Genomic DNA, 21,278 nt, shown 5'->3' with positions numbered 1-21,278 from the left:
CTCCTCGGGTCGCGCCTCCCCGGACTCCCTCCTCCTCTATCGAAAGGCTTCACCATGACCACTGCGACCGGCGACTTCCATCCCCGCGCCTCGGTGCAGCTGGGGTTGGACCACCTCGCGCACCGGCTCGACGACATCCTCACGCGCAGGTTGGCTCACGTCCTCGGGACGCTCGAGTGGCCCACCGTCCTGCGCGAGCTCGACCGGGCGAAGGGCTATCCGGAGCGCACCTACGACTCCGCGGATCTGCAGGCTCAGCTCCGCATGCTGACCGAGCGCCTCGGCGGTCTCAAGTACCCGTTCGACGACCCGTCCACGCGCGTCGTGTCGACGCTCGGGAGCGAGCTGAGGATCGTCCGCAACCGCTGGGCTCACAACGACGACTTCACCGGCCTCGACGCCTGGCGGACCCAGGACTTCGTCGTCCGCCTCCTCGAGCAGTTCGACGACGGCGAGGGTCTGCCGGCCGCCCGCGGGCTGCGCGAGGCCGCCATGCTCGCCGTGGTCCAGGAGTACGGCATCGTGCCGACGGCCGCTCCGTCCGAGGTGGCGGAGGGGGAGAAGCCGGCCGAGAAGGAGGAGCACGTCGTCCCCGATCAGGCCGTCCTGGTGCGGGAGGACGCGGCCGCCACTCCGACCATCGGTGCGTCCCGCACGGAGTTCGAGCCGTGGACGGTGGTGTCCGTCGGTGATGTCCACGTTCTCGACGATTTGCCGAAGAAGGCGGCGAAGGAGAAGGTGCGCGCGGTCATCGCCGAGATCACCGCGTTCGAGGGACCGATCGAGCTCGAGCGGCTCGCGACGCTCGTCGGCCGCTCGTTCGGTCTGCAGCGGATCCACTCGGCGCGGATCGAGAAGATCCGGCGGCAGATCAAGGCGTCGGAGGTGGTGATCGATCGCGAGCGCTTCGTGTGGCCGTCGGAACTGGATCCGGAGACGTGGTCGGAGTTCCGGCCGAACACGAGCGGCGCGGATCGTCCGCTCCTCCAGATCAGTCCTCGCGAGATCGCCAACGCGGCCGAGTTCCTCCTCCGGACGGACCCGCAGCTGGACCGCGCGACCCTCGAGAGCCGGCTCCTGCAGACCTTCGGCCGCCGCCGGCGGACGGCCGCCTTCACCGCCCACCTCGCGAAGGGCATCGCCCGGTTGCCGAAGGGCTAGCCGCGGCGGATCGCTGTCGCATGTGTCCGCCATACTCGGCGAAGTCCATGCCTTCGAAGGAGTTCCCGCTTGGAAACGTACGTCCGGACACCGCTCGATGTGTTCAATGTCCCGCAACGCCTCGTCGTCCCGCTCTTCCAGCGGCCCTACGTCTGGAGTGAGACGGAGCAGTGGGAGCCGCTGTGGAGCGACGTCCGGCGCATCACCGAAGTGCACCTGTCGGCGGGCGGCTCGCGGGCGGCCCACTTCCTCGGGGCGATCGTCCTGCAGCGGATGGAGACGGCCTACGGTGCACTTCAGGTGTGGCAGATCATCGACGGCCAGCAGCGACTCACCACCCTGCAGCTCCTCCTCGACTCAGCGGCGTCGATCTTCGCCTCGCGAGGGGCCTCGCACCTGGCAGCACGGCTCGAGACGCTGACGCACAACGCCGCCGCCTACGTCTCCGAGGGCTCGCCCCTCAAGCTGCAGCACACCAATAGAGACGCGGCGGCCTTCAGCGAGGTGATGCTCGCTGAGGTCCCCGTCGACTACGACGCGCTGGAGCTGCCCGCCTCGCTGCCGGCCCGGTGCCACGCCTACTTCGCCGGGCGGATCACTGCCTGGCTCGAGGAGTCCGCCGCGGAGCAGGTGCCGCTCCGGATGGAGACACTCGCGAATGCTCTGACCCAGGCCCTGCAACTCGTCGTCATCCAGCTCCGCGCAGAGGAGGACTCGCAGGAGATCTTCGAGACCCTCAACGCTCGAGGCACCCCGCTCACCGCGGCCGATCTCGTCAAGAACCTGGTCTTCCAGAGGCTCGACGCCGAAGGCGTGGACACCGAGCGGGCCTATCGCGAGGTCTGGCCCTTCGAGTCCTCCTTCTGGGAGAAGGAGGTGAGCGTCGGGCGTTTCTCCATGACGCGGAGCTCCGCCTTCCTCAATCAGTGGCTCATCTCGCGCCTGGGTGAGGAGATCGGCCCGCGGCACACCTTCACGAGGTTCAAGCACTTCGTGGAGCACGAGGCCGGACTCCCGATGAGCGCGCTCCTCGAGCAGATCGCCGGTCAGGCCGAGCAGTATCAGGCGTGGGTCGAGCGCGCGGCCGACCCCGACAGGCTGCTCACCTCGATCGAGCTCGACATCTATCGCACGGATGCGCTCGACACGACCATCCTGCGCCCGGTCCTGCTGTGGCTGACAGGTCCCGGATCCTCCTTCAGCGGCCGCACCATCGACGGTGTCGTCGCCACTCTCGAGAGCTGGCTGATTCGACGGATGATCCTCCGACGCCCCAGCGGTGATCACGGCCGCGTCGTCGCGGAACTCATCCGGTCGAACCGCGACGCTCCGGACGAGGATCTCGTCGAGCGCGTCGCAGGACATCTGCGGCGTCTCGATGCGGAGAGCACGTACTGGCCCGGTGACGAGGAGATCCGTGCTGTTCTGACCGATGAGGCGGCGTACCGCCGCTACACGCGGTCGCGCCTCAGGATCCTCCTCGAGGCCGTCGAAGACGCGCATCGGGGCTTCGCGAGCGGCAGGCCCTCGCGGACGGGCTCGAGGGTGTCGCGGCGCAACCTCCCGATCGAGCACCTCCTCCCTCGCACGTGGAAGACGCACTGGCCCGTCGCGACGATCGAGGAGGAAGTGGCTCGCGATGCGCACGTGCACCGCCTCGGCAACCTCACTCTCATCACGACGAGCCTCAACAGCTCGGTGTCGAACGGGCCCTGGCTCGGCGAGACCGGCAAGCGGGCGAAGCTCGCCGACCACGACGTGCACCTCATGAACCGTCGCGTGCGGGACGTTTCGCGCGACGGCTGGGACGAGCAGCGGATCAGCGCTCGGACGGCCGAGATGATCGACGCGATCCTTGCGACATGGCCGGTGCCGGACGAGCACAGGGGCGAGATCCTGGACAGGGCGACTCGCGCCCGATCGGAGGCGACCCTTCGCGATCTGACCGTCGCCGGCCTGCTGCCGAGCGGTTCGGTCCTCCGAGCGCGGAGCACCGAGACCGTCGTCGAGGCGGTGGTGCAGGAGAACGGCGACCTGCTGCTCGATGGTCGGACCTTCGACACGCCGTCGGGTGCGGGGAAGCATCTCCTCGGTCGCTCGGTGAACGGCTGGTCGTTCTGGCGGTTCCCCGATGGACGCGGCCTCTCGGACGTACGAGCGGAGTACGAGAGCCGTCGAGCAGGGGCTGCGCGGCCCGGAGGTGAATCCTGACCCCCGCTGTCCGGCGCTGATTCCGGGTCATTCCTCCGCAGCCCGCACCGCACGCACCGCCTCCACCAGGAACCGCGCCGGCCGCGCCCGCGGCAGCACCGCGCTGACCTCCTGGAGTGCCCGGTCGGCGTCGATCCCGAGATGCCGCACGCTGTACGCGGCTCCGACGGAGGGCGTCCGGCTCCGCCCCTCGAAGCAGTGCACGAGCACGGTCAGGCCCTCGGCGCGATAGGCGGCGATGGAGTCGGCGGCGTCGGCGAGGACGCCGACGGGGTCGGCGTTGCTGCCGTCCTGGTCGACCAGCCAGACCGCGGTCCGCTCGCCGATGAAGGCCGGCACCTGCTCGCGGCCCACCCGGCACAGGGAGACGACTGCGTCGACGCGCGGGCCGGGGCCGTCCTCGGCGAGGGTGTCCAGGGCGGTCAGGTCGCCGAGGAGCACGCCGTCGTCGTGCGGGTGGATGACGAGCGTGGCGGGCAGGCCGCTCACCGGCCAGCGCGCGGCGGCCGGCCAGCCGTTCTCGCCGGCGACGCCTCGGCGGGTGGCGAGCACGGCGCTGCGCACGAGGTCGTCCGCGGTCAGCCCGGGCCAGCCGTGCAGGTGCCGGAGCCAGCCGGCGGGAACAGCGGAGCGCCCCCAGCGGGCGCCGGCGAGCGACCCGGTGATCGCCGCGACCGTGTCCGTGTCGTGGCCGCTGCGGACGGCCAGCTCGATCGCCTCCTGGAGGGTCGTGCTGTGCGTGAGGGCGCACCAGGCGGCCTGGATCGCCGCGACCACCCAGCCGTTGCTCCCGGGGATGTCCTTCGGGTGCGCGGTCCGCTCGGCGACGTCGAAGCGCTCCTCCCAGAGCGCGCGCCGCTCTTCGGGCAGAGCGGTGATGCCGCTGCGGACGTCGAAGGCGCCCTCGAGGATCGCGTGGCGGATCGCGAGCGACCACAGCACGCACGCGTCTCCGGCGTCGTCCTCGAAGTGCGTCAGGTCGCTCAGCCGACGGGCGGCGGCCGCGAGGGTCGCGTCGTCCGCGTGCAGCAGGCCGAGCGCGACCGGGCCGGTGCGCATGAGCGAGCCGTTCCCGGCCGAGCGTCCAGTGGACCGGTGCACCTGCTCCGCCGTGGCGCGGAGCTCGGCCTCGCTCGCCCCGGGGGCCGTGGACAGCACGCGGCGGATCTGGATGCCGACGTCCTTCGCGGAACTGGCCCAGGTTCGCCACTGCATACCGATGCGCCCCAGCGTCGCGGGATCGTCGAGGGAGGCGCCGGCCGCGAGCTCCTGGAGGATCGGGATCGCCATGCTGGTGTCGTCGGTCCACTCGCCGAGCTCCCAGCCGCCGCCCACGTGGAGGCGGACGGGGACGCTATCGGAAAGCGGCGGGTAGAACTCGTAGGGCGCGCCGAGAGCGTCCGCCGCTGCGGAGGCGACGATCGCGCCGACCGCCCGGTCCGTCTGCATCGACGTCAGCTTCATTCTGTGAGTGGTCATGTCGGCCCCCGTTCCGGTTAGCGCGGATCTGCGCTAACTCCTCTGCGCCGAAGTTAGCGCACTTCTGCTTCAATTACCAGATGGGATCCGCAGAGTTGACCGACCACCCGCGCCCGTCCGTCGCTGTGGACGCCGCGGTGCTCACCGTGCCTCCCGGCGGCCCGCTCTCGATCGTCCTCATCGAGGACAGGTACGGCCGTCGCCTTCCCGGTACCTTCGTCCACGAGCGGGAGCGCCTCGACGACGCCGTGCGGCGCGGACTGCGGACGAAGACGGGCATCGAGGGCGTCGAGCTGCGCCAGCTGCACGTCTTCGACGCTCCGGAGCGGGACGACCGCGGCTGGGTGATGTCGGTGGCGTACCTCGCGGTCGCGCCCTGGGAGGCGACTCAGGGGTCGGGCCTCGCTGTGCCCGTCGCCGAGAGCGGTCGTCTCGCCTTCGACCACGACGCGATCGTCGCGCGCGCGCTGCACACCATCAGGGAGGAGTATCGGGCGCTCCCGGATCCGTACCGCCTCATCGCCGAGTCGTTCACGATGCGCGAGCTGCACGACCTGCACGAGCAAGTCGCCGGCGAGGCGCTGATGCGGGACAGCTTCCGCCGGGCGATGCTGCCGTTCCTCCGCGAGACGGGTGAGATGGCGTCGGGGGCTGTGGGGAAGCCGGCGCGGCGGTTCGTGCGGGCGTGAGACCGAGCAGCGAGTCGAGCAGTACGCGCGTGCGACCGCGTGCGGCAGTCGCGGACAGCGGTCAGCGAGAGGGCTGATCCCAGACGCGATCGAACTCGTCCGCGACGAGCGGCCAGACGAGGTCCTTCGCGTCGGCCGCAGAAGTCGCAGACGTCGCCAGCGGGCCGGACAGCACGAACTCGTGAGGAATGACGCGGCCGGCGGAGTCGCAGCGGCCCTCCGGGTCCGGGAAGCGGAGAGCGACGGTGCGGGCGTTCCTCTGGAAGGCGTCCGGAGTGTCCCCGAGCCCGTCGAACGCGGCTTCATAGGCGTCGAGCGGGTCGGCGTGGCCGCCCTTCCGCAGGAAGCGGAAACCCCAGGTCCTGCCCCTGGTCGCCCAGATGAACGGATCTGAGTCGTCGCCGGTCACTCCCGGCTCCGCAGGAGGACCTTCTCGCCCACGCCTCGGTCGAGGTCGAGCTCGAACGCGGTGAGGGTCTCGGCCAGGAAGTCGTGGCGAGCGCGTGCATCGTCGTGCAACCCGCGCACCTTCTTGCCTGCGAATTCGGCTGCAGCGGCCCCGAGACCAGGTCCTGCCAGTCCGGCGATGGCAGCGATCGGGCCGCCGAGGCGTGCGAGCGGCGTCGGCAGCTTCAGCTTCCCGACGAGAGCGGCGATGGGGCCGGCGAACCCCAGAAGCCGCTCAGCGACCGCCCCGCCCCCCTTCATCGCAGCAGCCCATCGGATGTAGCGCGAGAAGGGGAGCATCGCTGCGATAGGCAGAATCAGATCGAGACCGATCCGCTTCGAGATCTCGATCTTCTCGGGCTCGAAGCGAGCGGACGACAGAAGAACGAAGTCGTCGCCGACCGAGAGCGCCTCCGGCGCCTCGACGAAATCGCGCAGGACTCCCTGCAGCTTGTTGATCTCCGTCCCCGCCTTCTCGACGACGAGGTCGCGGAAGCGGACGACGTCCGTATCGGGAAGCAGGTCGGCCTTGGAGAGGGCGATCATCCAGACGCGGGGGAAGACCGCGAACGGCTTGCCGTCCTCGAGGATGTCGTCGCGCTGCTGGAGAAGGGACTGCGAGAACCCGGTCAGCAGGGCCTTCAGATAGCGCTCCTCCTCCCCGGCGTTGTCGAGCAGCTTCTGCGCGTCGACGAGGATCATCGCGACATCCGACCCGATCAACGCACGGAAGGTGTCGATCCTCCGCTTCGCTTCCGTCGGTCCTTCCGGCTCCTGCTCGAACCACTCGCCCGGGTAGTCGTGCCACACGAGGCGCAACTCCTCCGCGGTCCCTGCCTTCGGGGGGCGAGCGCCTCGCTTGGGCCGGATGGCGAAGGAGTAGGAGGTCTTGATGAACCTCGTCGCCGGCGGCAGGACAGCGGAGTTCTTCATGCCGAGGTAGTTCTGGTGCAGCCTCCGCCCGTCGGCGGCATCGTTCGCGAGGAGATCGAAGCGGTCGGCGCCCGAGAGGAGCCCCTCCATGGCCAGACCGTAGAACGAGGAGATGAGCACGGTCTTGCCGCTGCCGCTCTCTCCGAAGACGGCGATCTGCTGTTCCCGCGCGATTCTCTTCGACACCATGTCTCGAACCTAGGGCACGGCGCGCCGGCCGGTAGACGGTCGCGATCTCTGCGACCACTGTCGTACGAGAGCGAGCTCAAGAATGCGGCTCCATGGAAGATGGCGGCGGAGAAGTCCGGGGCGCCTTCTCGCATCCGGCTCGGCTCGCGCTGCATCGGCGGCCGCCTGCACCACGGCAGGATCCTCGCCGAGTGCTTCCGCCATCCAGACGAAGGCCGCGGCGCACAGCAGGCGGTTGTACGTCACCCGAGCGCTGGTGTTCGGAGTCGCGCGGGTGAAGGCGCCCGCACCCGTGCTGTCCTGGTTCCCGAACCACCGGACCATGTGCTCCTGCTGACTCGACCACCACGAACGCCGCAGCTGGGGGCGGTCCTTCTCGTACTGATCCGAGATCGGCAGATGCGCTTCGCATCCGCGGAGGATGCGGACGAACTGCCTCACGTCGAGTTCGTCCGCGTCAGAACCGTCCCGGGCCTCCCGAGTCCGTGACGTCATCGAATGTCCCCACCCAGCCGCTCACTCATCCCCGCGACCTCCTGCCACGCTCCCGTCGCGCGCTCCTCCGCCGTCGCCTCCCGCAGCAGCGCGGTGAGCCGCGCCCGCAGCCTCAGCTCCGCAGCGGTCATCGCACTCTCGTGCCCGCGCGCGAGCAGATACGAGTGCGCGTCCGTCGCGAAGGCGGCCAGGGCGTCGAGGAAGATCTCGAGGAGGCGGGCGGCCTCGCCGACGCGGGACGGATCGCGGGGCGTCGGCAGCATCGGCACGAGCCGCAGCCTGCCCTGCCAGAGGCGCTCGTCGAGCGGGTCGGCGAAGAGGGTGAGCGCCGTCGCGAGCGTTCCCGAGGCGGAGGACGGGAACGCGCGGCGGACGTCGTGGACGATCTCGTGGAAGTGGTCGTCGGTGAGGCCGAAGCCGACGAAGAGCAGGTGCCGGGTCGCGAGCGTCGCCTTCACGATCGAGGAGAGGGCGCGGCGCGAGGAGTCGAAGCCGAGGTAGTCGTCGCGGGTGAGGACGATCGAGGACGGGTCGTCGACGGTGCCGTGGAGCTTCAGCAGCCAGCGCTCGTGGTCCCCCTCGTGGCCGCTGGGGATGACGGCGCGGGGGACGCCCGCGTCTTCGGATGCCGTCTCGAAGAGACGGTCGTAGTTCAGCGTGATGGCCTGCTCGGAGTCGATGGCAGTGAGGAGGGCCGGCGCGAGACCGTACCGCTCGAGGGAGCCGATCTCGCGGGCGACGGCGTCGGCGAATCGGCCGGGCTGCTCCTCGTCGAAGAGCGTCGCGAGATAGGACGCCTGGTCGAGCACGTTCTTCCCGCTGAGGACCTCGGACGTCTCGGGGTCGAGTCCGATCTCCTGGCCGAGCTTCTCGAGCAAGCCGGTCCAGGAGGGGCCGCCCGCGCTGACGCTGGTGCCGGCGCCGAGGAAGGGCACGAGACGTCGGCGGCGGGCGCGCTCGGCGAGGCTCTGCGCCTCCTCGAGGGCCGTAGCCTCCAGCTCGGGCCAGGAGCTCACGGGGTCGAGCCGTCGTCTGGACTGGGCGAAGGCGTGGACGTCGGCGTGGAGGGTGACGATCGTGATGTCGACCTGGAAAGTCTCGGCGGATTCCCGCAGCACGCGGAGCTGCTGAGCGAGCACGGCGTCGCGGAGAGGCCCGGATCCGCCTCCCGACGTCGCGAACAGCGGCACGGCCAGCAGCGGCAGCGGCCGCCTGGTGCGTCGATCCGTCGTGGCCGTCCGCGCGGCGACCTCGACGAAGGCCTGGAGGCGGCGGGCGATGTCGGCGAGGCCGTCCTCGTCGTCGGCGTCGCTCAGCGCTCGATCGGGTACGGCGGTGAGGACGGGTGTCGGCTCTCCGTCGCGCGGCGCGAGTGCCAGCGCCACCTGCCGGCCGTCCGAGAACTCCGGAGTGAGCGCGGCGCGGGCGCGGTCGTCCAGCTGCGGGACCCCGCGCCAGAAGTCCGTGAACGAGAGGAAGCGGTCCGTCGGCAGAAGCCACGCGTCGCTGGCGAAATTCAGAAGGTTCCCGCGGGTGACGAAGAGATGAGGTCGAGGCACGACTTCTTCCTATCAGGCCTCCCGGTCGCCACAGCATTCCTCAGTCGCCCGGGAAGGCTCGTTCTCCGACTCGAGAACGAGCCTTCTCGGGCGACTCGACGCAGCAGCCCGCCGACGCGCCCGCTCCCCTCCGCGAGATGCCACCTGTGAGGTCGACACGCCGATGACGAGCATCACAGGTGGCATCTCGCGGAGGGGGAGCAGGGGGCGTCAGCGCCCCAGCACCCCCGCGTACACAGCGAGGTACTCGTCGACCATCCGGTCGACAGCGAAGCGGCGGCGAGCAGTCGCCCGCACGGCCGCGCGATCGAGGAGCCCGACCCGCTCGACCGCGGCGACCGCCTCCGACGCGGAGCCCACCGCGTACCCGGTGAGCCCCTCGTCGATGATCTCCGCCATCGATCCGCGGCGGTACGCGATCACCGGCGTCCCGCACGCCATCGCCTCGACCACCGAGAGGCCGAACGGCTCGTCGAAGCCGATCGGATGCAGGAGCGCGAGCGCCCCGCCGAGCACGAGGGCCCGCTCCTCCGGCCCGACCGAGCCGCGGTAGACGACGCGCGTCCCGTCGACGAGCGGCTCGACCTCCTCGCGCCAGTAGCGCTCGTCCTGGACGATGCCGCAGAGGAGGAGGCGGCGCCCGGCCGCTGCGGCGATCCGGACCGCCTCCGCCGTGCCCTTGTCGGGGTGGATCCGGCCGAGGATCACGAGGTCCTCTCCTCCGGATCCGGCGGGGAAGCCCTCCACGTCGATCCCGTGGTGCACCGTCGCCGCGTAGTCGAGCTCGGGGGAGCGGTCGCTGTCCGAGATCGACACCAGGTTCGCGGTGCGCGGGTGCCGCAGCGCCTCGCGGTAGGCGGGCAGGATCTCGGGCCCCGAGAAACCGTGCACCGTCGTCACGAGCGGGACGGGCCACTGCGCCGCGAGGGCGAGCGGCAGCCAGTCGAGGTGGTTGTGCACCAGGTCGAACTCGCCGGCACGGTCGAGGACCGCCGCGATGTGCAGCGCCTCCGACACCCGGCCGTCGCGGCCCGACTCGGCGTAGCCCGTCGGAGTGACCGATTCGAGCGCGGCTGTCGTCACGGAGTCGCCGGTCGCGAAGAGCGTCACCTCGGCTCCGCGGCGGACCAGGCCCTCGGTCAGGAGGCTCGCGACCTGCTCCCACGGCCCGTAGTGGCGCGGCGGCGTGCGCCACGCGACCGGCGCGAGCATCGCGATCCGCAGCCCGGCCGCCGGGTCCCCGGGTCCTGCGGTCATCGGGCGGCGACGACCGCGGGGGTCGCCGGGACGCTCGGCCGCGTCGGCTGCAGGCCGGCCCGCCGCACCACGAGCGAGGTGTGCAGAGCGGCGATCGTCGACTCCGCGCCCCGGTTCTCGTTGCGGCCCTGCGGCTCCAGTCCGTCGTACCCGGCGCCGGAGCGCGGATCGACCATCACGGTCGCGGAGTCGTTGACCCCGTGGAACCAGGCCCAGCAGGAGGCGAGGCCCTCGCGCCAGAGCGGATCCTCGTCGAGCGTCAGGGCGCGGGCGCACGCGGCGGCGATGGCGGCGACCTCGATCGGCTGCTGGTCGAAGAGCACTCCGAGCTCGTCCGGCCCGCGGCCGGCCACGCCCGTCACCGAGAGGCGGCCGTCGCGCGATTCGAGGCCCAGCAGGAAGGCGAGGGCGGCGAACCCGCGCGCGAGCAGCGGCGGATCCTGCAGCGCCTCGCCCGCCGCCAGGAGGGCCTCGGGGACGCAGCCGTTGGCGTAGCGCAGGCGCGCCTCCGGCCAGGGCCAGGCCTGATCCGTGCAGGAGAGGAGCATCGGCGCGGCGTCGTGCAGCAGCTGGACCGCGACCAGCGAGTGCGGGCGGACGGCGACGACCTCGACCGCGCCGAGCACCGCGAACGTCATCGCACGCAGGTCCGGCGAGCGCTCCTCCGCGAGGTGGAGGAAGAGCCGCATCGCGCGGCGGCGGGTCAGCGGCAGCTCGGCGTGCGCGGCGACGACCCCGGCGGCCCAGACGCTGCGGCCCCACCAGTCGCCGAGCGAGGAGACGTCCGCCCACTCGCCGTCGGGCGACAGCCGGTTGTGCACGGTGCCGTCCGGCTCCGCGGCCGCCTCGAGGAAGCGGAGGTACTGCTCGGTGAGGCGACGGGTCCGGAACGTCTGCTCCGGCTCCTGCGCCACCACGATCAGGGCGCGCGAGACGTCGTCGACGCAGTACCCGTGCTCGGGGCGGGGCGCGTCGAGCAGCGCGTGCTCGTGGAGTCCGCGCTCGTCGGTGAGGGCGTCGAGGTGCTCGTAGGGGAGTGCCGTCGCGAGTGCGGGCCCCGCGGTCACGCCGCGTGCTCGATGCGGAGGCGCTCGACGAGACCGAGGTAGAGGCCGGCGGCCGCCGGCCAGGAGAGGGCGGCCGGAGCGGCTGCGGGGGCGGAGTCGGCGAGCGCCTCGCGCAGTGCTGCGGCCATCGCGGCGGGGTCCTCGTGCGCGACCGTGCGGCCGCGGCCGTTCCCGAGCAGCTCGAGAGCGTGGGGGAACTCCGTCGCGACGACCCGTCGTCCGGCGGCCAGCGCCTCCACGAGCACCCCCGAGGTGACCTGGTTGCGGGAGTCGTAGGGCAGCAGGACCGCGTCGGCATCGGCGACCGCCGCGGCGAGCTGGGAGGGATCGAGGTAGCGGCCGTCGAGCACGACCCGGTCCTCGAGCCGCAGCTCGGCGATCAGCTCCGCCAGCGACTCCCGGTAGGCCTCGCCGGCGTGCGCGACGACCTTGGGGTGCGTCTGCCCGTAGACGGTGTAGTGGGCGGAGACGCCGGCGTCGCGCAGGTCGGCCATCGCGCGGATCCCCCACTCGATGCCCTTGCCCGGGCCGATCAGGCCCCAGGTGATGATCTGCGGATCCGCGGCGGCGGCGGACCGGGCTGCCGCGTTCCAGACGGGGACGCCGTGCGCGATGACGACGACGCGCGAGGCGTCCACGTCGTAGCGGCGCTCGAGGATCTCGGCCGCGACGGCTGTCATCACCACGACCGCGTCGGCGAGAGCGGCGACCCGCTCCAGCACGAGGCGCTGCGAGGGGGTCGGCGTCTCCAGCACCGTGTGCAGGACCACGATCGCGGGCACGGCGAGCCGCTCCATCAGGGCGATCACCTCGTCGCCGTCGGGTCCGCCGTAGATGCCGTACTCGTGCTGGATGATCGCGACGTCGCAGGAGTCGAGCTCGGCCGCAGCGCGCGCGGTGCTCACCGGGTCGCCCGCGACGAGCTCGGCGACGACGCTCGTGCCGGGCGTCGATCCGGGCCCGGCGAGCTCGTCCATCACGCGGACGGTGCGGATGCCGGCGCCGTGGTCGTCGGCCAGTGCACCGCCGAGGGCCTCGGTGAAGGTCGCGAGCCCGCAGCGCGTGGGCGGGAAGGTCGACAGCAGTCCGACGGTGGTGCCGGATCTCCGGTGCGCGAGGGGGAAGGGGGACTCCATGCTGACTCCAGCCGCGGGGAGGCGGAGCCTTCCCGGAGAGGGCGGTCCGCGAACGGGCGAGACGACTGCCGGGCGGCACCCCTCGCGGGATCCCTGTCGGATCCGGTCCACGGCCGGAGGACCCGGCATGAGTAGCGTCACCCTAGTGGGGGTGGATGACGATCCGGGGTCGCCCGCCGCGAGGCTTCACCCACGGGCCGTGCGGGCCGCGGTGTCGGTGGTCGGCGTCGGCGGTCTCGGTGACGGCCGCCCGGAGCGCTCCCGGGGTGGCGTCGACGTCGACGCGGTGGCGGATCAGGAGGCCCGGGTCGCGAGTGGCGTCCTCGCGGCCGTGCGCGGCGGGGAGGACCTACTCGAGGAGGAAGGCGCGCCCGTTGATCAGCAGGGTGTCGCCGTCGGTCGCGGCGAGCACGCCGAACTCGTCGACGGAGCGGGCGGAGTCGCCGGCGGTGTCGGAGGTCGCGGCGACAGCGGGAGTCGCTGCGGCGGCGGAGAGGAGGAGCCCGCAGGCGAGTGCGGTGATCACGGTCGTGCGGTTCATCGGCGTCGTCCTTGGCGTCGTGGTGGGCCGCTTCTCGTGGAGGCGGCGGGAACTGGTTCCGAGCCTACGGCGCCCAGCCCGTCAACGCCCTGGGTCGTTCCTAGGGTTCCCCTATGAAGTACCGTGCAGCCATGCCCCGGGGACGCCTCTACTTCGCCGCGCAGGCCCTCGGCGGAGCGGCGTGGTGGATCGCGGTGGCGCTCGTCCCGGCCGTGCGGATCGCTACGCTCGGCAGCCTCGATCCCGTCCCTGTCGCGGCACTCGACCTCCCGCTGTTCGTGGGAGCCTCCGCTCTCGCCGCCGCCGGGGTGCGCTGGGCGGCCGTCACCGCGACGGCCTGGACGCTCCTCGTCGCGGTCGCGCTGACCGCCTGGGCCACCCTGACGGGGGAGGCGGGCTGGGGCGTCGTCGCGATGCTCGCCGCGGCGGGCGGCTCCCTGGTCGCGGCGTGCCTGCTCCTGCTCGGCCGGGTGCCCACGCGCTGGATCGCCTCCGGCCCCTTCTCCTTCCGCGTCGCGACCGCCGGCCGCCGCCCCGGCTCGCACCTCGCGGCGACCCTCGCTCAGATCGCGGTGTTCTGGGGAGGCGCGCTGGTCGTGATCCCGCTGGTGATCGCCGCGCTGGAGGCGCGCTGGGGCGTGGGCCTCGGAGCGGCACCGCCGGTGGTCGTCGGCCTCGGCGTCCTGCTGCTGGTCGCGGCGAGCGCGCTCGGGATCTGGTCGGCGCTGACGATGTCGCTCCTCGGCGACGGCACGCCGCTGCCTATCGCGATGACCAACCGCCTGGTGATCGCCGGCCCCTACCGCTGGGTCCGCAACCCGATGGCGGTCGCCGGCATCGCGCAGGGAGCGGCGGTCGGGCTGCTGCTCTCGTCGTGGCTGGTCGTCCTGTACGCGCTCCTCGGCGCCGTCGTCTGGAACCAGGCCGTGCGCCCCCTGGAGGAGGCGGACCTCGCCGCCCGCTTCGGCGCCGACTTCGAGCGCTACCGCGCGCGCGTCCGCTGCTGGGCGCCCCGCCGGCCGGAGCCGCTGCCGCGGTAGCCGCTGCCGCGGTAGCCGCTGCCGCGGGGCCGTCGGCGCGATGCGGTCGCCGAGGCGTCCCGCTACCGCCGGGACACCGCCCCCAGCCCGGCGTCTCGCCGACGAGGGCGGTGTCTCGAGGCGCCGGCGCCTCCCGCGACCGCGACGCGCCTCGCCCGCCGACCCCGTCACTCCGCGGTGCGCCCGCGCCCCACCACCGCGGCGACCAGCCCCGCCGACACCGCGGCCAGCGCGACGAGCACCCCGCCCACTCCGAACTCTCCAGCGACCAGCGGAGTCGCGAGCGCCAGCACCACGCCGGGGAGCGCCAGTCGCGCGGGCATCGGCTGGTGCTCGCCGAGCGGCGCGTGCACCGCCCACAGGGTCAGCACGAAGACCGCGACCGGCACCGCGACGGCCGCGCCGATCACCGTGTCGGACGCCTCGAGGTGGCCCGCGGTCGCGGCGACCGCCGCCTCCAGCCCGGATCCCAGCGCCGCGAGGGCCGCGAACGCCGCGAAGTGCGCGTAGCCCCAGCGGTAGGAGAGTCCGCGCCGCCGCTCCAGCAGCTCGCCGGAGGGATGCGAGAACGACAGCCACCACAGCGCGAACACGATCACCAGCCCGCACGCCGCGACCAGCACGAGCGAGGTGCTGACGCCCGCCTCCGTCACCGCCCGCTGCACGCCCATCACCGCCGCGAGGACGCCCTCGCCGAGCAGGATGATCGTGAACAGCCCGTACCGCTCGGCGACGTGGTGCGGATGCCAGTTCGCGTCCCCCGCCCGCTGCGCCCAGAGGGGCACGGCCAGCTCGCAGGCGACCATGAGGAGGAAGCTCACCACCCCCACCTCCTCGGGCAGGAGCAGCCGCAGCAGCCAGCCGGCCTGCACGATCGAGAAGCCGACGGCGTTGCGCACGGCGGAGGTGCGGTGCTGCGGAGTGGACACGGCGACGCGGATCCACTGGCTCACCAGCGCGAACCGCATGATCGCGTAGCCGATGGTGATCGCCCGGTAGTCGCCCTCCTCGAAGCCGGCCGGCACTCCGGCCGCGAGCACGAGGACTCCTCCCATCTGGGCGAGGGTCAGCAGCCGGTAGGGCACGTCGTCGGTGTCGTACCCGGAGGCGAACCAGGTGAAGTTCATCCACGCCCACCAGATCGCGAAGAACACCATGCCGAAGGGGAGGAGCCCCTCGGCGAGGTGCCCCTCCTCGGTGGCGTGGGCGAGCTGCTGGGCGATCTGGGCGATCGCGACGACGAAGGTCAGGTCGACGAGCAGCTCGAGCGGACTCGAGACGCGGTGCGCCTCGTCGATCGCGCGCGGCTGCATCCGCACGCGGAGGAGGTGCGCGGGGGAGGCGGGCATGCGCTCATCCTGCACCCGCCGGGCTTCTGCGCGAGTGCGGCGACCGCCTCCCGCGACCTCGGCGCCCTCCCTCGCACCGGACACTCGCGGGGCCCGGGCGCAGTCGACGTCGCGAGTACGCAGAAGTCGCAGTACTCGCGCTCGAGTACGGCCACTTCTGCGTACTCGCGGCCCGGCGCCGACCGGCCGCGTCCCGCGCCGGCCCCCGAGGGCCCCGCCTACGATGGGTCGGGATGTCCCCCGAATCCGCGCTCGCCGCCCCGACCCGCGCGTCCCCGGGCGCCCGGCGGTCGCGGCGCGGGCCGCTCCTCGGGCTCGCCCTGGTCGCCGTCCTCGTGGCGACGCGCCTGCTCGCCCCGGACGCGGCGGGCGACTCGCTCTCGGACGCGGTGCGCGACTTCCTCACCCTCTCGATCAGCGTCGTCATCGAGTCGCTGCCGTTCGTGTTCCTCGGCATCGTCCTCTCGATCGCCGTGCAGCTGTGGGTGCCCGAGGCCGTGCTGCTGAGGATCCTGCCGAAGCGGGCGCTTCCGCGGCGGCTCGTGATCTCGCTGCTCGGCGTGCTCCTCCCGGTCTGCGAGTGCGGCAACGTGCCGCTCGCCCGCGGACTGATCGTCAAGGGCCTCTCGGTGTCGGAGTCGATGACGTTCCTGCTGGCCGCGCCGATCGTGAACCCGATCACCATCGTCACGACGTACCAGGCCTTCGGCTGGGCCGACGGGATCCTCGTCTGGCGCATCGTCGGCGGCTTCGCGATCGCGAACCTCGTCGGCTGGATCTTCAGCCGCCACTCCGAGCCGATGAGCCTGCTCACCGACCGCTTCCGCGCGGCGTGCGAGGCGGGCGAGCGGCCGTCCCGCTCCCTCCGCGACCGCTCCCGGCGCAGTGTGCTGCTGTTCGCCGAGGAGACCGGGGCGATGATGCCGGCGCTGTTCGTCGGCGCCGCCATCGCAGGGCTGATCCAGGTCGGCGTCTCGCGCGACGTGCTGACCACGCTCGGCGGCGACCCGCTCTGGTCGGTGCTGGCGCTGATGGTGCTCGCCTTCGTCATCTCGATCTGCTCGAACGTCGACGCGTTCTTCGTGCTCTCGTTCGGCTCCACGTTCCTGCCGGGAGGCATCATCGCGTTCCTCGTCTTCGGCCCGATGATCGACGTCAAGATGCTCGCGCTGCTGCGCACCACGTTCTCGGCCGCGACGCTGGTGCGCGTCACCGTGCTGGTCGCCCTCGCCGCCGCCGTGCTGGGACTGGCGGTGAACTATGCGCTCTGAGCGCCTCCTCGCCCGCTGGAAGGGCGTCGTCCTCAGCCTGATCGGCGTCGTCTCGACCCTGTGGCTCGCGGCGACCGGCCGGCTCGGCCTCTACATCCACCCCCGCTACTTCGAGTTCTCGGTGGTGCTCGCGGTGATCGCGGGAGTGCTGCTGATCGCGGCGTTCGCGGTGGTGCCGGGAGCGGAGGAGGACGCCCACGCGCACGAGGACGACGTCGAGCACCTCCACGCCCCCGCGACCGCCCGCCCCTGGCGCCGTGTGGTCGCGGTCGCCGCCGGAGTCGCGGTGATCGCCTCCGCCGCCGTCGCCCTGCTCGTGCTCCCGCCGGCCGCCCTCACCGCCTCGACCGCGACGCAGCGCGAGGTCAACACCAGCGCCGTCGACGCCTCCGTGACCGCCGCTGCGCCCACCGGCGACACCGCCTCGTTCAGCGTGCGCGACTGGGCGACCCTGCTGCGTCAGGGCGCGAGCGAGCAGTTCCTCGCCGGCCGCACGGCCACGGTGAGCGGTTTCGTGACCCCCGACGCCTCCGACCCCGAGAACGTCTTCTACATCGCCCGCTTCGTGGTCACCTGCTGCGCGGTGGACGCGCAGCCGGTGGGCGTGCCGGTCCACCTGGCCGGCTGGGCTGACACCTACGCCGAGGGGCAGTGGCTGGAGGCGAGCGGCGGCTTCGGCGCGAACCCGAGCGTCACGAGCGCCGAGGCGGTGGTGCTGGAGCCGGAGGCACTCACTCCGATCGACGAGCCGGCGATGCCGTATGTCTACTGATCCGTTCGCAACCGAGGTCGAGAGTGGAGGAACGGGCCGAAGGGGCGCGCGTCGAGCTCCCGACCTCGGTTCGTCACCGGCCCGCGGCTTCCGCCGCGGCTTCCGGATCGTCGTCGCCGTGCTCGTGCTCGCGGTCGGCGGGCTGACCGCAGCGACCGTGGCGAAAGGACCGAGGGTCGCGTCCCTCGAGGTCGGCACCGGCGCCGTGGTCGAGCGCGACGGCTCCCGCGCCCGGCTGCACCTCGACCAGGCTCTCGAGCCCGACGCGCTGGACCGGGTGAGAGTGGCTCCGGAGGCTCCCCACACCGCCGAGCTCGACGGCGGCGTCCTCACCGTCACCTTCACCGACACCCTCCGCTACGCCACCCGCTACGAGATCGGGATCGACGACGCCCGCAGCGCCGCGACCGGCTCGGCCGCCGACGTCTCCGCCTCCTTCACCACGAAGGACCCCGACCTCTTCACCCTCGACCGCACCGCCGATGATCCTTCGCAGCCCGACGCCGTCCGCGTCCGCCCGCTCTCCGGAGGCGACGCCCGGGTCCTCGTGACGGCCGACCGGATCCAGGACTACGCCGTCGTCGGCCCGGTGCTGGTCGTCGTGACCATAGAGCCGGACGACACGAACCTCCTCCGCACGGTCACGCTGGACACCGGCTCCGAGGGCGTCATCCCGCTCCCCGGCCCCGGGACCGTGCGCGAGCTGCACTCCTCGCCGGAGAAGGGCGTGCTCGGCTGGACCTTCACCGGCCAGGCGCCGTCCGGCCCGCTCGACCGCGCCCTCTACTCCTACGACCTCACCGACCAGAAGGCCGAGGCGGTCCCCGTGCTCGGGATCGACGGCGGGCCGCTGCGGGCGCGCGACTGGATGTTCGTGCCCGGCACCACCTCGGTCGTCACCCACTCGCTCGACGACACGGTGCTCCTGCTCGACCTGCTGACGCCCGGCTCGATCAGCCCGCTCGGGCAGCACGCGGAGCTGCGCGGGTTCGTGCCCGGGGCGAACCGGCTCGTGGTCGCCGACCCCGAGTCGGGCTCGCTGATCGACCTGGCCGACGGCTCGGTCGAGACGCTCGCGCTCCCGCCGGCGGACGTGAGCGCGACCGCGTCGCCCGTGCAGGTCCTGCTCCTCGACTCCGAGAGCTACGTCGAGCTCGAGGCCGAGTACGCGCCGGAGACGGGGGCGACCCAGTACTCCGTCGTCCGCGTCGACGGGTCCGGCACGTCGGAGGTGTTCCGCACCTCGCCGACGGGGCGCATCCGCGGCGTCTGCCTCTCGCCGAACGGGCAGTACCTCGCCGTCGAGACCGTCTCGGTCGAGGGCAGGCCGGACGACTACCCGGGCGAGCCGGGCTTCAGCGCGACCTCGACCGTGCTCGTCGACCTCGGCACCGGCGACACCGCGCGCAGCGTCAACGGGCGCTCACGCGACTGGTGCGCATAGGGGGACGGCTGTCGCGCCTCGCGGCGTCGGGCTCGTGCACGAGCGGCGCCCGGGCCCGTGACGGCGTCGACCGGCCGTCACGGTGTCGGCCCTACTGCCGAGGTTCGACCCGCCGTCACGGTGTCGGCCCTACTGCCGACGTTCGGCCCGACGACCGGCTCATCGACCTGACTGCAGAGCTGCACGCTTGAGGACCGGCTCGTTCACCTGACTGCGGAGGTGCCGTCCTGACGACCGGCCATCGACTCGCCGACCGCGTCCGGCCCTCCACCGCCGACGCGCCCGCCGCTCAGTCGAATCGCGCGCCCTCCGGCCGCGGCGGCAGCACGAACAGGATCAGCAGGAACACATAGCCGGCGATCGGCACGAGGATCAGGAGGATCCAGAGCCCGCTGCGGTTCACGTCGTGCAGTCGCCGCCAGATCAGCGAGAGGGACGGGAGGAACGTCGCCAGAGCGATCGCGCCCGCGGCGAGCGACACCCAGAAGGTCTGGAACGGCGCGCCGCTCGGGTACGGCGTCAGCGTGAAGTCGAGACGCCACGGACCGCCGTCGGCCAGCTGCAGCAGCCCCGTGAGGACGCTGCCGAGGAGGATGATCCACCAGTACTCGGCCCGGCTCGCCCTCCCGCGGAAGCGGAGGTAGTTGCCGAAGAAGCGGCGGAGCGCCGCCATCGGCGGAGCACCGTAGTAGGGGAGGGTCAGCGGTGGCTCGAGGGTGCTCGGGCTCATCGGGTTCTGTCTCTCATCCATCGACCGTATCCCCTGCTCCCCGGGGCGCCGCGTCGTCCGTGCGGACGACATCCCCGTGTTCGCACCGGACGACATCCCCGTGTTCGCACCGGAGGATCGCCGCTGTGTCCACGACGCTGGAGGCCGCCGTGTTCGCAACGGAGGAAGAACGTTCCAGGTCGAGCGCGAACAGGCGGATCGGCGCGCGCCGGAGCACGTTCTTCCTCCGTTGTGAACACGATCAGCGGTTGGGGACCGCCTCCGCGCGCACCGCCGCCGTCGCCCGCGCGTCGACGACCAGGCTGACCACGAGCCCCACCGCGACGATGACGATCGCGACCCACGGCAGCACGTCGAGCCCGCTCGCGTCGATCGCCAGTCCGCCGACGACTGCGCCGCCGCCGATGCCGATGTTGAACGCCGTCGTCTGGAGCGCCGCGGCGAGGCTCCGCAGCTGGAAGGAGGAGGTGCGCAGCATCCGGGTCTGCAGCATCGCCGGGATCCCGCCGAAGGCGATGTTCCAGACCACCGCGGCGACGACCACGGCCGTGGCGGCGCCGGTGCCCGCGGCGACGGCCAGGCCCGCGAGCGCCAGCACGACCGCGATCGCGGCGACCACGAAGCCGGAGCGGGGGAACCGGTCGGTCGCGAAGCCGGCCAGGACGAGTCCGACCGCGCCCGCGCCGCCGAACGCGAAGAGCACGAGCGGCACCGTGTCGGGGGCGAAGGAGGCGTTCTCGAGCCAGGGCGTGATGTAGGTCGAGAGGGTGTTCTGGCCGATCAGCACGAGGAGGATGACGACGCAGACCCCGATGATGCGGGGGAGGGTGCGGTCCTTCCGCGCCGGCAGGCGGATCTCGCCGGTCCGCAAGGGGATGTGGTGGTCGACCGCGGGCAGGAACTTCACCACGATCAGCGCGAGCACGAGGACCACGCCGCCGAGGATCGCGAAGGTGGGCCGCCAGCCGAACGCGTGCCCGAGCGCCGTGCCCAGGGGGACGCCGAGGACGAAGGCCGCGGATCCGCCGCCCGCCGTGATCGCGGTCGCGCGGCCGAGCTGCTCCGGAGCGACGAGGTGCGCGGAGTAGGCGGCGACGATCGCCCAGAAGAGGCCGTGGGCGAGGCCGCCGAGGATGCGCGCGCCGATGAGCAGCCCGAAGGTGGGGGCGAGCGCGGCGAGGACGTTGGCGACCGCGATGGTGCACAGCGCCACGAGGAGGAGGCTCTTGCGCGAGAAGCGCTGGGTGACGAGGGTCAGCGGGGTCGTCGCGACGACGACGGTCGCGGCGAAGATCGTGACGAGCTGGCCGGTCAGCGAGATGCTCACGCCGAGGTCGCGCGACATGTCGGGGATGAGCCCGGTCGGGAGGAACTCGCTCGTCACCGAGACGAAGACGGCGCCGGCGAGCGTGAGCAGGCCGATCCAGGGGAAGGCGGGGGCTTTCGCGGTGTCCTGAGGGTTCACGGTGTCCTGAGGTCGGGGGCGGGCGTGTGCGCCTCCGCCGACG

General features: G+C 72.3%; 18 protein-coding genes. 7 read left to right on the top strand and 11 right to left on the bottom strand.

Translation table 11 applies throughout. The features are described 5' to 3' along the window. Window positions 1-54: 54 nt before the first annotated feature. Window positions 55-1,161 carry a DUF3320 domain-containing protein gene (locus C5C24_RS05755; protein WP_104304509.1) on the top strand — a complete coding sequence of 369 codons (1,107 nt, stop codon included), beginning with the start codon at window positions 55-57 and terminating at the stop codon, window positions 1,159-1,161. Window positions 1,162-1,230: 69 nt separating this feature from the next. Continuing rightward, complete coding sequence (locus C5C24_RS05750) at window positions 1,231-3,372, top strand: DUF262 domain-containing protein (protein WP_219812836.1); 2,142 nt, start codon at window positions 1,231-1,233, stop codon at window positions 3,370-3,372. 27 nt (window positions 3,373-3,399) lie between these two features. Here C5C24_RS05750 and C5C24_RS05745 read toward each other — a convergent pair whose 3' ends face one another. Further along, window positions 3,400-4,851: an ADP-ribosylglycohydrolase family protein gene (locus C5C24_RS05745; RefSeq protein ID WP_104304507.1), complete on the bottom strand. Its 1,452-nt coding sequence runs from the start codon at window positions 4,849-4,851 to the stop codon at window positions 3,400-3,402. Between the two features lie 80 nt (window positions 4,852-4,931). Between C5C24_RS05745 and C5C24_RS05740 the strand changes: the two genes are divergently transcribed. Next, window positions 4,932-5,540 carry an NUDIX hydrolase gene (locus C5C24_RS05740; RefSeq protein WP_104304506.1) on the top strand — a complete coding sequence of 203 codons (609 nt, stop codon included), beginning with the start codon at window positions 4,932-4,934 and terminating at the stop codon, window positions 5,538-5,540. Window positions 5,541-5,601: 61 nt separating this feature from the next. Here C5C24_RS05740 and C5C24_RS05735 read toward each other — a convergent pair whose 3' ends face one another. From C5C24_RS05735 to C5C24_RS05700, 7 genes are all read right to left on the bottom strand, one after another. Then, the gene (locus tag C5C24_RS05735) at window positions 5,602-5,949 is read right to left on the bottom strand and encodes a hypothetical protein (RefSeq protein WP_104304505.1); all 348 of its coding nucleotides are present in this window, start codon (window positions 5,947-5,949) and stop codon (window positions 5,602-5,604) included. Then, window positions 5,946-7,109 (bottom strand): ATP/GTP-binding protein, encoded by a 1,164-nt coding sequence (locus tag C5C24_RS05730; protein WP_104304504.1) that lies wholly within the window; start codon window positions 7,107-7,109, stop codon window positions 5,946-5,948. Before C5C24_RS05730 ends, C5C24_RS05735 begins: the two co-directional genes overlap by 4 nt. 491 nt (window positions 7,110-7,600) lie before the next feature. Next, window positions 7,601-9,163 (bottom strand): SIR2 family protein, encoded by a 1,563-nt coding sequence (locus C5C24_RS05720; RefSeq protein WP_104304502.1) that lies wholly within the window; start codon window positions 9,161-9,163, stop codon window positions 7,601-7,603. Between the two features lie 210 nt (window positions 9,164-9,373). Beyond that, window positions 9,374-10,420 carry a glycosyltransferase family 4 protein gene (locus C5C24_RS05715; protein WP_258065060.1) on the bottom strand — a complete coding sequence of 349 codons (1,047 nt, stop codon included), beginning with the start codon at window positions 10,418-10,420 and terminating at the stop codon, window positions 9,374-9,376. Then, window positions 10,417-11,487, bottom strand: a complete 1,071-nt coding sequence (locus tag C5C24_RS05710) for a glycosyltransferase (protein ID WP_181135486.1) — start codon at window positions 11,485-11,487, stop codon at window positions 10,417-10,419. The genes C5C24_RS05715 and C5C24_RS05710 overlap by 4 nt, the downstream gene beginning before the upstream one ends. Beyond that, complete coding sequence (locus C5C24_RS05705) at window positions 11,484-12,623, bottom strand: glycosyltransferase (RefSeq protein ID WP_104304501.1); 1,140 nt, start codon at window positions 12,621-12,623, stop codon at window positions 11,484-11,486. The genes C5C24_RS05710 and C5C24_RS05705 overlap by 4 nt, the downstream gene beginning before the upstream one ends. Window positions 12,624-12,972: 349 nt before the next feature. After that, the gene (locus tag C5C24_RS05700) at window positions 12,973-13,164 is read right to left on the bottom strand and encodes a hypothetical protein (RefSeq protein WP_104275827.1); all 192 of its coding nucleotides are present in this window, start codon (window positions 13,162-13,164) and stop codon (window positions 12,973-12,975) included. A gap of 131 nt (window positions 13,165-13,295) precedes the next feature. Here C5C24_RS05700 and C5C24_RS05695 point away from each other — a divergent pair, with 131 nt between their 5' ends. After that, window positions 13,296-14,204 carry a methyltransferase gene (locus C5C24_RS05695; RefSeq protein ID WP_104304500.1) on the top strand — a complete coding sequence of 303 codons (909 nt, stop codon included), beginning with the start codon at window positions 13,296-13,298 and terminating at the stop codon, window positions 14,202-14,204. A 167-nt stretch (window positions 14,205-14,371) separates the two neighbouring features. Here C5C24_RS05695 and C5C24_RS05690 read toward each other — a convergent pair whose 3' ends face one another. Next, a complete protein-coding gene (locus tag C5C24_RS05690) occupies window positions 14,372-15,553 on the bottom strand; it encodes a low temperature requirement protein A (protein ID WP_219812835.1) in 1,182 nt (393 codons plus the stop codon). Window positions 15,554-15,786: 233 nt separating this feature from the next. On the opposite strand from C5C24_RS05690, the gene C5C24_RS05685 reads away from it, so the two are divergent. The 3 genes from C5C24_RS05685 (at window position 15,787) to C5C24_RS05675 (ending at window position 19,040) form a co-directional block, all read left to right on the top strand. Beyond that, the gene (locus C5C24_RS05685) at window positions 15,787-16,824 is read left to right on the top strand and encodes a permease (RefSeq protein ID WP_104275829.1); all 1,038 of its coding nucleotides are present in this window, start codon (window positions 15,787-15,789) and stop codon (window positions 16,822-16,824) included. Beyond that, a complete protein-coding gene (locus C5C24_RS05680) occupies window positions 16,814-17,596 on the top strand; it encodes a TIGR03943 family putative permease subunit (protein ID WP_104304499.1) in 783 nt (260 codons plus the stop codon). Before C5C24_RS05685 ends, C5C24_RS05680 begins: the two co-directional genes overlap by 11 nt. A gap of 118 nt (window positions 17,597-17,714) precedes the next feature. Further along, window positions 17,715-19,040 carry a hypothetical protein gene (locus tag C5C24_RS05675; RefSeq protein WP_104304498.1) on the top strand — a complete coding sequence of 442 codons (1,326 nt, stop codon included), beginning with the start codon at window positions 17,715-17,717 and terminating at the stop codon, window positions 19,038-19,040. A gap of 289 nt (window positions 19,041-19,329) precedes the next feature. Here C5C24_RS05675 and C5C24_RS05670 read toward each other — a convergent pair whose 3' ends face one another. Together C5C24_RS05670 and C5C24_RS05665 are read right to left on the bottom strand one after the other, a co-directional pair. Next, window positions 19,330-19,770, bottom strand: a complete 441-nt coding sequence (locus C5C24_RS05670) for a DUF805 domain-containing protein (RefSeq protein ID WP_181110084.1) — start codon at window positions 19,768-19,770, stop codon at window positions 19,330-19,332. Window positions 19,771-20,011: 241 nt separating this feature from the next. Next, window positions 20,012-21,278 (bottom strand): MFS transporter (locus tag C5C24_RS05665; protein ID WP_219812834.1); only part of this gene is annotated, 1,267 nt, incomplete at its 5' end.

The organism is Rathayibacter sp. AY2B3, assembly GCF_002931755.1.
In the GTDB taxonomy this organism is placed as follows: domain Bacteria; phylum Actinomycetota; class Actinomycetes; order Actinomycetales; family Microbacteriaceae; genus Rathayibacter.
Note: the sequence above shows the minus strand (reverse complement) of the source record. Positions and strands in the feature narration are given on the sequence as shown.